This window comes from Rhizobacter sp. AJA081-3 (assembly GCF_017795745.1).
Lineage (GTDB): Bacteria > Pseudomonadota > Gammaproteobacteria > Burkholderiales > Burkholderiaceae_C > Piscinibacter.
In genome coordinates this window covers 3,723,531-3,736,790 of record NZ_CP059067.1, presented here as the reverse complement: position 1 = coordinate 3,736,790, position 13,260 = coordinate 3,723,531, and the positions used below count along the sequence as shown (strand labels likewise).

General features: G+C 71.0%; 11 protein-coding genes. 5 read left to right on the top strand and 6 right to left on the bottom strand.

All coding sequences use genetic code 11. From position 1 onward, the window contains the following. The first annotated feature begins 15 nt into the window (after positions 1-15). Both HZ992_RS17855 and HZ992_RS17850 read left to right on the top strand, forming a co-directional pair. Positions 16-1,614 (top strand): gamma-glutamyltransferase family protein, encoded by a 1,599-nt coding sequence (locus tag HZ992_RS17855; protein WP_209383165.1) that lies wholly within the window; start codon positions 16-18, stop codon positions 1,612-1,614. A gap of 2 nt (positions 1,615-1,616) precedes the next feature. Next, a complete protein-coding gene (locus tag HZ992_RS17850) occupies positions 1,617-2,888 on the top strand; it encodes a M16 family metallopeptidase (protein ID WP_209383164.1) in 1,272 nt (423 codons plus the stop codon). Here the strand turns inward: HZ992_RS17850 and pncB are convergent. Genes pncB through HZ992_RS17830 form a run of 4 tightly spaced genes read right to left on the bottom strand, consistent with a single transcriptional unit; the run spans position 2,885 to position 6,885 of the window. Next, a complete protein-coding gene (gene pncB / locus HZ992_RS17845; RefSeq protein WP_209383163.1) occupies positions 2,885-4,078 on the bottom strand; it encodes a nicotinate phosphoribosyltransferase in 1,194 nt (397 codons plus the stop codon). The genes HZ992_RS17850 and pncB overlap by 4 nt on opposite strands. 8 nt (positions 4,079-4,086) lie before the next feature. Next, positions 4,087-4,908, bottom strand: coding sequence for a cysteine hydrolase family protein (locus HZ992_RS17840; RefSeq protein WP_209383162.1), 822 nt, complete (start codon positions 4,906-4,908; stop codon positions 4,087-4,089). Positions 4,909-4,918: 10 nt separating this feature from the next. Then, positions 4,919-5,851: a diacylglycerol kinase catalytic domain-containing protein gene (locus tag HZ992_RS17835; protein WP_209383161.1), complete on the bottom strand. Its 933-nt coding sequence runs from the start codon at positions 5,849-5,851 to the stop codon at positions 4,919-4,921. Next, positions 5,851-6,885, bottom strand: a complete 1,035-nt coding sequence (locus HZ992_RS17830) for an SPFH domain-containing protein (protein ID WP_209383160.1) — start codon at positions 6,883-6,885, stop codon at positions 5,851-5,853. Before HZ992_RS17830 ends, HZ992_RS17835 begins: the two co-directional genes overlap by 1 nt. A gap of 81 nt (positions 6,886-6,966) precedes the next feature. Here HZ992_RS17830 and HZ992_RS17825 point away from each other — a divergent pair, with 81 nt between their 5' ends. Continuing rightward, positions 6,967-7,698 carry an NUDIX hydrolase gene (locus HZ992_RS17825; protein WP_209383159.1) on the top strand — a complete coding sequence of 244 codons (732 nt, stop codon included), beginning with the start codon at positions 6,967-6,969 and terminating at the stop codon, positions 7,696-7,698. A gap of 7 nt (positions 7,699-7,705) precedes the next feature. Here HZ992_RS17825 and chrA read toward each other — a convergent pair whose 3' ends face one another. After that, positions 7,706-9,049, bottom strand: a complete 1,344-nt coding sequence (chrA, locus tag HZ992_RS17820; RefSeq protein ID WP_209383158.1) for a chromate efflux transporter — start codon at positions 9,047-9,049, stop codon at positions 7,706-7,708. 94 nt (positions 9,050-9,143) lie between these two features. Between chrA and HZ992_RS17815 the strand changes: the two genes are divergently transcribed. Both HZ992_RS17815 and HZ992_RS17810 read left to right on the top strand, forming a co-directional pair. Beyond that, entirely contained in the window at positions 9,144-9,830 is a 687-nt protein-coding gene (locus tag HZ992_RS17815) for a hypothetical protein (protein WP_209383157.1), read from the top strand. Between the two features lie 16 nt (positions 9,831-9,846). Further along, a complete protein-coding gene (locus HZ992_RS17810) occupies positions 9,847-10,884 on the top strand; it encodes an RNA methyltransferase (RefSeq protein ID WP_209383156.1) in 1,038 nt (345 codons plus the stop codon). Positions 10,885-10,906: 22 nt separating this feature from the next. On the opposite strand, the gene HZ992_RS17805 is transcribed toward HZ992_RS17810, so the two are convergent. Then, a complete protein-coding gene (locus HZ992_RS17805) occupies positions 10,907-13,120 on the bottom strand; it encodes a tetratricopeptide repeat protein (RefSeq protein WP_209383155.1) in 2,214 nt (737 codons plus the stop codon). Positions 13,121-13,260: the final 140 nt, after the last annotated feature.

Below are 13,260 nucleotides of genomic sequence, written 5' to 3'. Positions count from 1 at the left end.
ACCGGAAGTTTCCGCATGACCCAATCCTTCCTCGGCCGCCGTGGCATTGCCGTGGCGCCGCACAGCCTGGCCTCGGAAGCCGCCCTGCGCGTGCTGCGCGATGGCGGCAACGCGCTGGAGGCGATGATCGCCGCGGCAGCCTCGATCGCGGTCGTCTACCCGCACATGAACTCCATCGGCGGCGATGGCTTCTGGGTCATCGGCGGGCCGACGGGCGCGCTGCAGGGCATCGACGCCAGCGGCGCCAGCGCCGCGGCGGCGACGATCGAGAACTACGCGAAGCGTGGCGTGAGCGGCAGCATCCCGTTCCGTGGCGGCGTTGCCGCGCTGACGGTGGCCGGCACGGTGTCGGGCTGGGGCGCGGCGCATGCGCTGGCACGCGAATGGGGCGGCACGCTGCCGCTGTCGCGCCTGCTCGAAGACGCGCTCTGGTACGCCCGCGAAGGCATCCCGGTGACGCACAGCCAGTGGGCCTGCACCGAGGCCAAGCGCGCGGAGCTGGCGCCGATCGCCGGCTTCGCCGAGACCTTCCTGGAGGGCGGCGTCTCGCCGGCCGCCTTCAGCCTGTTCCGCCAGCCGCGCCTGGCGGCCACGCTGCAGCGCATCGCCACGCACGGCACCGAGGACTTCTACCGCGGCGAACTGGCCCGGCAGCTGGCTTCCGAACTCGCCGCGGTGGGCAGCCCGCTGACCGCGGCCGATCTCGCCGCGCACCAGGCCAAACGCGTCGATCCGCTGACCCTGGCCATCCACGGCGCGACACTCGCCAACATGACGCCGCCCTCGCAGGGCGTGGTCTCGCTGATGATCCTGGGCATCATGCAGCGCCTGACGGGCTGGGACGCCGACCCGCTCGGCGCCGCCTTCGTGCACGCGCAGGTCGAGGCCACCAAGCAGGCCTTCAAGCTGCGCGACCAGCATGTCACCGATCCGGCCTTCATGCGCATCGAGCCGGCCTCGCTGCTGCGCGACGAACTGCTCGACGAGCTGGCCGCCAACATCGACCCGCAGCGCGCCGCGCCGTGGGGGAAACGCACCGACCCGGGCGACACCATCTGGATGGGCGTGATCGACGGCCAGGGCCGCGCCGTGTCGTTCATCCAGAGCATCTATCACGAGTTCGGCTCCGGCGTGGTGCTGCCGGGCTCGGGCGTGAACTGGCAGAACCGCGGCTGCAGCTTCAGCCTCGACCCGGCGCACATCAATGCGCTGGCGCCGGGCAAGCGGCCCTTCCACACGCTCAACCCGGCGCTCGCGCAGCTGGCCGACGGCCGGCTGATGGTCTACGGCACCATGGGCGGCGACGGCCAGCCGCAGACGCAGGCCACGGTGTTCAACCGCATCCAGCGTTTCGGCGTGGCGCCGCAGGCGGCCATCGAGATGCCGCGCTGGCTGCTCGGCCGCACCTGGGGCATGGCCAGCGACAGCCTGAAGCTCGAGTCGCGCTTCCCGGCCTCCACCTTCGACACGCTGCGCGCCATGGGCCACGAGGTCGAGTCGCTGGGCGACTGGGACGAATCGGTGGGCCATGCCGGCGCGCTGGTGCGTCAACCGAACGGGCTCTTGATGGGCGGCTTCGATCCGCGGAGCAACGGCTCTGTGGCGGCGTTCTGAGCATGCGCCAGACCGAGGAGCCCGGCACCACCGTCACCACGCTGGCCAACGGCGTGCGCGTCGTCGTGCTCGCCATGCCGGGGATCGGCAGCGCCAGCGTCAGCGTGTTCGTGCGCACCGGCAGCGCGCACGAATCGGCGCGGCTGAACGGCATCAGCCACGTCGTCGAGCACATGGCCTTCAAGGGCACGCGCACGCGCGACTGCCAGCGCATCAACCTCGATGCCGAACGGCTCGGCGCCGAGGTCAACGCGCACACCGACAAGGACCATACCGCGTATCACATGCGCGGCCTGGCGGCGCACGCGCCGCGCTTCGTGCGCATGCTCGGCGACATCGTGCGCGAGAGCACGTTCCCCGAGGAGGAGCTGGAGCGCGAGCGCCGCGTCATCCTGCACGAGGTGGCTGACGACGAGGACGACCCGCTGACCATCGCCTTCCAGTTGTTCGACCGGGCCTCGTTCGGCACGCACCCTGCCGCGCAGCCGGTGATCGGCCGGCGCGCCAACATCAGCCGCTTCACCCGCGACGACCTGCTCGGCTACGTGCAGCGCCAGTACAGCGGCGCCAACGTGGTGGTGGGCGTGGCCGGCGACGTGGACGGGCCAGCGGTGCTCGCCGCGGCGCAAGCCACTTTCGGGAGCCTGCCGACCGGGGAGGAGAACACGCTGACCGAACCGGCCTGGGTGGGCGGTGTCGCGTCGAAGCGGCTCGTCGGCAGCAGCCAGACGCACGTCGTGATCGGCTACCCGATCGGCGCGCTGGTCGATGACGACCCGGTCGGCCCGATGGCGGCGGCCGTGCTCGGCGAAGGCATGAGCTCGCCACTGCTCGATCGCATCCGCGAGCGCAAGGGGCTCGCCTACCACACGCACTGCTCGGCCGACGTGCTCGGCCGCTGGGGCCAGTTCGTCATCGAGGCCTCGACCGGGCCGGAGCATCTCGACGAGTTCTGCACCGAGGTGCGCAAGCTGTTGCGCGCGCACGCGCGCGGCATCGACGCGGTGCAGCTCGAGCGCGCGCGCAATCAGCTCGCGGTGCGCGCGCTGCGTTCGCAGGAACAGCCGTACCGGCGCGTCGAGGAGGCCTGCCTCGACCTGCTGTTCCTCGGCCGCGTGCGGCCGCGTGCACAGTCGCTGGCGCGCCTGCGCCGTGTGTCGGCGGCACGCCTGGCCGAGGCCTTCGGTGCCATGCTGGCCCAGCCCGTGGCGGCCGCGGTCACCGGGCGGCTGCCGCGCTCGGCCGCGCAGCGGGTGCGCGAGCGGCTCGCCTAGGGCGCTTTCACGCCGAACACCTGGCGCAGATAGGCGAGGAAGGTCTCGTCGTCGCACAGCGTCTTGCCCGGGCTGTCCGACAGCTTGGCGACCGGCTGGCCGTTGCAGCGCACCAGCTTCATCACGATGTTCAGGGTGGGCAGGCCGAGGTCGTTGCTCAGGTGCGTGCCGATCCCGAAGCCGACCTGCGCCCGGTCGCCGAAGTGGCGGTACAGCGCGATCGCACGCTCGATGTCCAGGCCGTCGGAGAACACCAGCCGTTTGGTGTGCGGATCCAGGCGCAGCTTCTCGTAGTGCGCGAGCGCCTTCTCGCCCCACACGACCGGGTCGCCGGAGTCGTGGCGCAGGCCGTCGAACAGCTTGGCGAAGTAGAGGTCGAAGTCGGCGAGAAAGGCGTCCATGCCGATCACGTCGGTCAGCGCGGTGCCGAGATCACCGCGGTACTCCTGCACCCAATCTTCGAATGCGGCCTTCTGGTGGTCGCGCAGCCGGTAGCCCAGCGCCTGGTAGGTCTGCAGGTACTCGTGCGCCATGGTGCCGATCGGCACCAGGCCGAGGTCGCGCGCCAGCAGCACGTTGGAAGTGCCCTTGAAGTGATCCGGCAGCGAGGCCCGGAAGGCCGAGACCACCTCGCGGTGCCAGGCGCCGGAGAAGCGCCGCCGCACGCCGAAGTCGAACAGCTCGAAGGGGTGGCGCAGCCGAGACTCGGTGGTGAAGCTGCGCAGCCGCTCGATCTTCGCGGCCAGGCGGCGTCGGCCTTCGGCCAGGGTTCCTGCCGTGGCCAGGCGCCGGCTGTAGAGCTCGTGCACGATCGCCAGCACGTGGATCTCGAAGAACATGACGTGCACCTGCGGCCCTTCGGCCACGATGTGCAGCGTCTCGCCCTCGGCCCAGGCGCGGATGAAGTCGCGCTGCAGGCGGAAGATGCGCAGGAAGTCGACGAAGTCGGACTTGATGTAGCGAAGGCCGCGCACGTAGGCCAGTTCGTCGGGCCGGAACGACAGGCTGCACAGCGCGTCCAGCGCCTCGTTCACTTCGGGCAGCAGCTCGCTCAGCGGGAACTGCGGCGTGTTGCGGCAGACGAAGTGGTACTCGGCCTGCGTCTGCGGGTGCCGATGCAGCATCGTCTGCCACATCGTGAACTTGTAGAGATCGGTGTCGAGCAGGCTGTTGATCGGTGCTGTGGACATGGCGTGGCTCAGGCAGGCAGCAGCTCGGCGAGCAGTTCGATGCTCGTGGCCAGGCGGGCGCCGCGCTGCTGTATCGCGGCCAGGAAGGTGGCCTGCTGCGCCTCGAAGCCGGCCACCGGGCTCATCGCGTCGGTCAGCAGCACGAGGCGGTCGGCTCGGTCGCCGAGGCCGTGTTCCACGAGATGCTCGACGGTCGCCCGCACGCAGTGGCTGCCGGCCTCGCCGGCAACGATCAGGCGATCGGCGCGTGCCAGGCGATCGAGCAAGCCTCGGTTGAGCTGCGTGCCTTCATCGTCGGGCGAGGGCACCTCGGCCTGCACGGCGCTGTAGTGCTCCGTCCAGGGGTTGAGACCCTTGAAGACGAAGTCGACCGTGCGCGAGCGGCGTTCCTCCCAGGCGGCGCAGGCGGCCTGCACCGCCGCATGCACGTTGTGGCCCCAGGTGCCGACCTCGCAGTGCACCGGCCAGACCATCAGCGTGTAGCGGCCGCCGGCCTCCAGCGCGTCCAGGTAGGCGAGCACGCGTTCGCGTGCAGACGCGTCGCGCGGCACGAACTCGCCGGCGCGCAGCTGCGCCGCGCTGATCGGCGTGAACGGATCCACCGCGCTGCCGTCGCCACGCTGCCAGAAGGTCGGGTGGGCGACGTCGAGGCGGTGGTGCGAGTCGAGCGTCACGGTGATCGCATCGATCGTGTCGGAGGCAGCGGCCACGAAGTCGGCGAGGCGGCGCATGTCGGCATCGGCGCCGGGCACCGGCAAGGCCGGGGTGTACGGGGAGGGCAGGTCGCAGAAGTCGTTCTGCGGGTCGATCACGAGCAGGTGGGTGGTCATTGGATTCCCATTACACGACGAGCCGGCCCTGCCGGGCGGCGATGGAGATCGTCGCCTGCAGTCCGGCCGTGAAGCGCAGGTAGTCCGACTCCATGCCGTCGGAGAAGATCACGCCGTGGTCCGGCATTCTGGACCGCAGCACCAGCGGCTGTTCGCGTGTGGCATGGCCGAAGACGATCTCGGCGCTCGACGAGCGCGACGGAAAAGGCTCGCGCACGGCGAAGGTCAGCCGCGGCGAGTCCCAGGGCTCGGGCGCGTAGTCCGGCGTCGCGCCGCGGCCGAACGAGCGGGCGATGCCGAACGAGCCGGTCACCACGCTCTTCAGCCAGGCGGTCGAGCCCAGCCCGGTCGAGACGATCAGGCCGCTGGACGACTGCAGCTCATGGCGCTGCCCGAGCTGCAGTTCGTACAGCGCCGAGGTGTGCGTGCGCGGGCCGACGAAGAGGTCGTTGACGGCGCGCAGCATCTGCCCGTCGGAGAGGCTGGCCTGCGCCATGGTCACCGCCTTCGCGCCGCGCCGGTCCGCGGCCACCTCGGGCAACAGCGCCGCCAGGTCGGCCGGCGCGAAGGGCAGCAGCACGCCGTCCCAGCGCTGCGGCTCGGGGTTCAGGCCGATCAGCGGCTGGCCGTCGAGGTACTTCATGGTGTTGGCCACCAGGCCGTCCTGCCCGAGTGCCACGACGATGTCGTCGGCGCCGAAGACGAAGTTCGTCAGGAAGCCGCGGTCGACCATCTGCCAGCGGCCCCAGCCCTGCAGCGTGCTGACCACCGTGTCCAGGCTCTTCGCGTAGGCGGCGTTCTCGCGCACGTAGTCGGCGAAGTCCGCCCCGAGGTGCTCGAGATAGAACCTCGCCTGGGCGAGCGTGTGGTGCTTCGCCACCAGGTCCTCCAGCCGCGTGCGCCTCGTCACCAGGACGACCTTGCGTTCGCTGGGCGTGACCATCACACCGCTCCCCTGGCCGCCGCGGGCGCGGCGAGCAGCGACTGCAGCAGTTCCGGCGACACGTTCAGCTGCCCGATGTGCTGGGCCCGCTCGGCCAGGCCGCCGAAGGCCTGCGCGATCAGCTGGCCCGGCTGCATCGACGACGCAGCGAGTGCCTGCACCAGCCGCGGGTCGGCCTTCTCGAGCGCCTGCACCACGGCGGCGACGCGGTGCGCCTCGGCGTCGGCCAGTGCGCGGGCGTTGCGGGCCTGGCCGTCGACGAGTTCGCTGCGCTGGGTTTCCAGCGCCACGTCGGCCGCCATCTGCTCGTCGCGCAGCAGGTTCTCGCGCTTGAGCACCGCGGCCTTGGCGTCCATCTGCGTCTCGCGGATCTGGCGCTTCTTCTGCTCGACCGCGATTTCCGTGTCCAGCTCGTTCTGCCGGATCGCACGCTCGTTCTCGACCGCCGACATGCGCCGCGTGTAGACCGCGTCGTCGGCGGCCTTGAGGTTGGCCTCGCGCGCATGCGCCTCCAGCGCACGGGCAATGTCGGGCGTGGGCTTCACGGCGACGATGGCCACGCCCAGGATCTCCAGGCCGAGCGACTCGATCTCGGCCTGCGCCGCCAGCTCCTGCTGGGCGGCACGGGCGATCGTCGCCGAAGCGCGCAGCGCCTGCTTCAGCTCGAGCGCCTGCACCGAACGCTGCACGATCACCTCGACCTGCATCGCCACGCGGTCGCCCAGGCGAAGCGGGTCGTCGCTGACGTAGCCCTCGCCGCTCGCGGCCAGCGAGAAGTCCATCAGCGCCGCGGTGCGTCGGGGGTCGGCGATGCGGTAGGTCACCTGCCCCTGCACGGTGATGCTCTGGAAGTCGGCCGTGGTCAGCTCGAGCATGAAGGCGCGGTCCTGGCTGGCCACCGGCACGGCCACCAGCGTGCTCGCCGGTGCGTAGTAGAAGAACGACTGGCCCGCGCCCTCGCGCACCACCTGGCCGCCCTTGAACTGCAGCAGGTGAACGGTGGGCTGGCTCTTGACGAAACGGATGCCGAACATGAGATCTTCCTTTCTCGTGAGTTGTACAGAACAACTCTTGTGAGTTGCACAATACAACCAACTGCGGCAGACTGCAAGCCGATGAACGGGAAAACACCACGATTGCCCTCGAACGGGGGATCCACCCGGCCTTTCACCACGGTCGACCTGGTCATCTTCACCGTGCTCGACGACGTGCTGAAGGTGCTGCTGGTGCAGCGGCCGGAAGGCGGCGGCGAGCCCTTCCCCGGCCGCTGGGCGCTGCCTGGCGGCATCGTCGACGTGGCGCGCGACGCGGATCTGGCCGATTGCGCACGCCGCACCCTGCGCGAGAAGACGGGCGTCGAGAGCCCGTACCTCGAGCAGCTGGGCAGCTGGGGCGGCGCCGCTCGCGATCCGCGCGGCTGGTCGGCCACGCATGTGTACCTGGCGCTGATGCCCGCCAGCGGCGTGGTGCTGGCGCGCGGTGGCAACGCGGCCGACGTGCGCTGGTTCGAGGTCGACGGCCGTCTTCCGGCGCTGGCCTTCGACCATGCCGAGATCCTGCTCGCGGCAATCGAGCGGCTGCGCAGCAAGGTCGAGTACACCTCCTTGCCGGCCTTCCTGCTCGACGAGCCGTTCACGCTGCCGCAGCTGCAGCGCATCTACGAGATCGTGCTTGGCCGGCCGGTCGACAAGAGCGGCTTTCGCACGCGCATGCTCGCGTCGGACCTGCTCGAGGCGGAGGGCACGGTGACCTCGGACACCGGCCGTGCCGCGCTGGCGTTCCGGCTGCGCGACCGGCGCGTGCCGGTGGTCTTCCCGAGGACTTTCAGTCCTCGCGGCGAAAAGTAGCGCGTGCTCAGCGCAGCCCGGCCAGCGTGACCGCCAGGCCGAACGCCGCGCAGGCTCCCAGCAGCGGCATCACGCCGACCTTGAAGCGGAACAGTGCCACTGCCGCCGCCGCGATCACCAGCGCCGACAACGCGTCGAAGCGCCCGCCGAAGCCCTGCGGCCACAGCACGTGGTACGCGAAGAACAGCGCCAGGTTGAGGATCACGCCGACCACCGCGGCGGTGATGGCCGACAGCGGCGCGGTGAAGCCGAGCTTGCCGTGCGTGGCCTCCACCACCGGCCCGCCGGCGAGGATGAACACGAAGGAGGGCAGGAAGGTGAAGAAGGTCACCACGCCGGCGGCCAGCGCGCCGCCGAGGAACAGCGCATCGGGCCCGAGCACCTGCTTGGCCCAGCCGCCGACGAAGCCGACGAAGGCCACCACCATGATCAGCGGGCCGGGCGTGGTTTCGCCCAACGCGAGGCCATCGATCATCTGCGTGGCCGAGAGCCACTGGTGCGTCTCCACCGCGCCCTGGTAGACATAGGGCAGCACCGCGTAGGCGCCGCCGAAGGTGAGCAGTGCGGCCTTGGTGAAGAACCAGCCCATCTGAGCCAGCGTGCCGTGCAGGCCGTTCACGGCGACCAGTGTGCCCATCCCGAGCGCCCACAGCGCGATGCCGATGGCCAGCACGCGCGCCAGCCGCGCCTTCGAGAACAGCGCATGCGCCGGCGTGGGCGTGTCGTCGTCGATCAGGGCCGGACCGTAGCCCTGACTCGCGGCGCCAGCGGGGCCACCGAGCGCGAAGACGCCCGGCACGCGCTTCGCGCCGAAGTGGCCGATCAGCGCCGCGGCCAGCACGATGCCGGGGAAGGGCGCGTCGAAGGCGAAGATGGCCACGAAGGCCAGGGCCGCGATGCCCCACATCCAGCGGTTCTTCAGCGCGCGCGAGCCGATGCGGTGGGCCGCGTGCAGCACCAGCGCCGTCACCGCCGGCTTGATGCCGAAGAAGATGCCGGCCACCAGCGGCACGTCGCCGAAGCGCAGGTAGACCCAGCTCAGCGCGATCAGGATGAACAGCGAGGGCAGCACGAACAGCGCGCCGGCGACGATGCCGCCCCAGCTGCGGTGCATCAGCCAGCCGATGTAGGTGGCGAGCTGCTGCGCCTCGGGGCCGGGCAGCACCATGCAGTAGTTCAGCGCGTGCAGGAAGCGCTTCTCGCTGAGCCAGCGGCGCCGCTCGACCAGCTCCGTGTGCATGATGGCGATCTGCCCGGCCGGACCGCCGAAGCTGATGAAGCCCAGTTTGAGCCAGAAGCGCAGCGCCTCGCCGAAGCTCACGGGGGCAGGTGCTGCGTCGGATGAGCTCATTCGTCAAGGGTATCCGAGCCGGCCACATCATGTTTCATGGCCCACCCCGAAGCGCGCTACCCTGCGCGGTTGTTGAGAACACGAGAAGACACCGATGTTTGGATCGTCCAAACCCGTCGTCCTGTCCTACGGCCGCCAGCGCTCTCGCTGGGCGCTGCCGCCCTGGCTGGTCCTGTTGCTGCTCGGTGCCGTGGCCGGTGCGGCCGGGGTGATCTACGTCCAGGAGAAGCACCTGCCGCCGCGGTTGAGCGCCTCCGCGTCGACCGAGCTGCGCAACGCGTACGAGCAGGCCGATGCCCAGCGACAACGGCTGACGGCCGACCTGGCCGAGGCCACCAAGCGGCTCGACGCATCGCTGACCGAATCGAAGCGGCTGGCCGATGAACTCGCCGCCACGCGCGCCGGCACCGAGGAGCTGCGCCAGGACCTCGAATTCACCGCCGATGCGCTGCCGCCCGATCCGCGCGGCGGCACGATCGAGGTGCGCGCAGCGCGCTTCGTGCGCAAGGGCGCGGCGCTGGCCTATGAGGTGGCGCTGACGCGCAGCCCCGGTGCCAAGCCGATGAACGCGGTGCTGCAGCTCACCATCACCGGCGGTGGCGCCGGGCCGTCCGAGTCGCGCGTCGTGTCCAAGCCTGTGAGCATCACCGTGGGCAGCCACGAGGTGGTGCGCGGCACCCAGCCGCTGCCCGACGGCTTCAGGGCGAGCCAGGCCACCATCACCGTGCTCGACCGTGCCGAAGGCCGGCAGCTCGGCATGCGGGTGATGTTCGTGAAGTGAAGTAGCCTTGCGCGCCATGCGCATCGCCGACATCCGCCAACGCCTGCGCGCACTCGGGGCCAAGCCCGTCCACGAGGAGCGCGTGCTGCGGCTGTGGTCGCAGGCCAAGCCGCAGACCAGCGGCCGGCGCCGGCTCGAGGACTGGATCCCGCAGGAGCTGCGCGAGGCCCTGCCCGCCATCGAGGCCGAGCTCGACGCCCTGGCCCGCGTGCGCACGGCGCATGGCGGCGGCGACGGCTCGCAGCGATTGCTCGTCGAATTGGGCGATGGCCAGACGGTGGAGAGCGTGCTGCTGCCGCGCGACGGACTGTGCGTGTCGACGCAGGCCGGCTGCGCGGTCGGCTGCGTGTTCTGCATGACCGGGCGCGACGGGCTGCTGCGCCAGCTCGGCAGCGCCGAGATCGTCGCGCAGGTGGCACTCGCGCGGCGCCAGCGCGCCGTGCGCAAGGTCGTCTTCATGGGCATGGGCGAGCCGGCGCACAACCTGGACAACGTGCTCGAGGCCATCGACCTGCTCGGCACGGCCGGGGGCATCGGCCACAAGTCGCTGGTCTTCTCGACGGTGGGCGACCCGCGCGTCTTCGAACGGCTGCCGCAGGGCCGCGTGAAGCCGGCGCTGGCGCTGTCGCTGCATTCGACGAAGGCCGCGCTTCGAGCCGAATTGATGCCGCGCGCGCCACGCTACGAGCCGGCCGAACTGGTGGAGCAAGGTGAGCGCTATGCCCGCGCCACCGGCTACCCGATCCAGTACCAGTGGACGCTGATCGAGGGCGTCAACGACGGCGACGACGAGGTCGAGGGCATCGTGGCGCTGCTGCGCGGCCGCTACGCGATCATGAACATGATCCCGTTCAACACGATCGACGGGCTGGCCTTTCGCCGGCCGAGCGACGAGCGTGCCGGCCAGATCATGCGCACGCTCAACCACCGCGGCGTGCTGGCGCGGCTGCGCCAGTCGGCCGGGCAGGACGTGGAGGCCGGCTGCGGACAGTTGCGTGCCCGAGAGCGGGCGGCTGACGCGAAGCGCTTCGAGATCCGCCCCGTCTCGGCCTGAAGAACAATCGCCGCCCGGCCGATCAGGCCGGCAGCATGTAGCGGGTGGCCGGGCCCTTGCCGGTCTGCACCAGCAGGCCGCGCTCGGCCAGCGTGCCCAGGTGCTTCGACGCGGTGGCCGGGCTCAGCGCGCAAAGTTCGGCGTAGGCGCTCTTGTTGACGTAGCCGCTCGCCATCAAGGCCTCGAGCACGGCGGCGCAACGCTGTGCGCTCAGCAGATCGGCAGTGGCCTGGCGCCACTGCGCGACGAGCTTCTGCTCGCGCGTGAGCTCGCGATCGAAAGTCTGGCGCAAGGCCTCGATCTCGCCGATGAAGCGCTGGCCCAGGCCGTGGCGCTCGATCAGCGCCAGCGCGGCCTCGCGCTCCTTCATGGCGATCGACAGGTAGGCGCGCGCGATGGCCAGGTGTGCGCCGACATGATCCTGCGGCGCGCCGGGCACGGCGAGTTGCTCGCGCTGGCGGCGCACCTCGGCCATCTCGGCATAGTGGTCGGTGGCTTCGGCGGGCAGCAGGCGGTCGCGCGCCAGGCCGGCGTCGGGGCCGAGGATCTCCTGCTTGAGGCGGCGCGCTGCCTCGCTGTGCGCCGGGTCGCTGTCGTGCGGCCAGATGGCCGTGGCCGCCGCGGCATGCCGGTCGCCGCGCGATTCGTCCTGCGGGTCGGCCGTCTGCTTGAAGCGCAGGTAGGCCACTTCGGCGAGGTTCAGGTGCGCGATGCCGGCCACGCGGTGCAGCCGGTTGCGCATTGCGATCTCGAGTGCGGCCTCGTATTCGGCCTGCGCCTGCGCGTAGTCGGCCTGCCAGAAGCAGGCCACGCCCAGGTTGAGGTGCGTGCTGGCCAGGATCTCCGGCTCCACCGTCATGGTGTCGGCCAGCGCGAGCACGCGGCGCGCGTACTCGCTTGCGCGGGCGAAGTCCTTCGCCTCGCCGTAGATCAGGCTCAGGTTGCCGAAGGTCTTCAGGATGGCCTGGCGATCGTCGATGCGCTCGTACAGCAGCAGTGCGCGGTGCTTGTGCTCGAGTGCGCGCGTCAGCTCGCCGGCGCGCCGCCAGCATTCGCCCCAGGTCTGCTCGAGCATGGCCACGGTGGCCGGCGACAGCGTGTGGCGGCGGCACAGCGACTCGGCGCGTTCGAGCAGCGCCTTCGAGCGCGGGTCGTTGCGCAGCACGTAGAGCCAGGCCAGCCGCACCAGCGTGGCCACGTACTCCTCGACAGTCTCGGCGGCCGCGCTGCCGTCCTCGCCCAGGCCGGAGCGGCGCAGGCACTCGGCGCCGTCCTGGTAGTAGGCGAAGGCGCGGTCGAGGTCGCGCGGCTCGTGGAACTTGCCCAGCGCACCGTAGACGATGCCCAGCAGCAGCGGATCGTCGGCGTCGGCGGCCAGGCGCAGTGCCTGTTCGTAGCTGCCCTGCTCGCGCGGCGCGTCGCCGCGCATGCGCCACAGCGTGCCCTGGGCCAGCAGCAGGTCGAAGCGCTCGCGCGGCGACTCGGCAGCCGCGCTCATCGCCTCGAGCAGCAGGTCGGTCTCGCCGTCGTTGGCCAGCTCGACGCTGTGCCGCTGCAGGGCGCGGATGAAGCCGGTGGTGTCGCGCGCGCAGCTCAGGTGCCACAACGCGGAGATGCTGTCGTCGTCGGCCAGCGCCGCGATGGCGTGGCGGGCGTGCCAAACGCGGCGGGCAGCTTCGTCGGCCAGTGCGGTCTGCGCCGCGACGAGTTCCAGCGTCGCGGCTCGCAGCGCGAGCCGGTGCATCGCCGGCGCCGGCGCCTCGCGCAGCAACTGGGCCAGCGCGCGCTTGCCCTTGTCGAGGTAGCGGTAGTAGGTGCTGGCCCCCACCGACCACAGGCCGCACAGGTGGCTGGCCGCGGCTTCGTCGGCGTGCCCGCGGTAGCGGTCGCGGAAGGCCGGTACCGGCGCGAAGCCGTACTGGCAGGTCAGGGCGAGCATCGGTCGCCAGCTGGTGCGCTCGATCCAGGCCTCGCGCGGGATCGCTTCGGCCGGCGCCGCCTGGTCGGGCCGCTGCTGGCCGATGGCCCAGCGCAGCAGAAGGGCCAGTGCGGCGGCCCGCTGGCCGGCTGGCAGCAGGTCGCCGGCTGCGCCGCGCAGCGGGCGCAGCCACTGCGCATCGATCCAGCCGGCGACGCGCGGGTGCTGGCGAAGCCACTCGTCCAGCGTGCCGGCGCGGTGGGCGGCCAGCAGACCGTCGAGCACCGACTCGGCCGTGCGCAGGGAGGGGCGGCGCACGCGACCCTCGGTGAAAGTGTTAGTGGATGTTTCTGAGGCCACGATGAATCGTCTCACGATCGTCTGATCGAGCGCCATCCCACCGAAGAACGAGTGCTTGTGAATGGGATGGCGTGGGGCGTACCGTCGCGGGTAGCGTG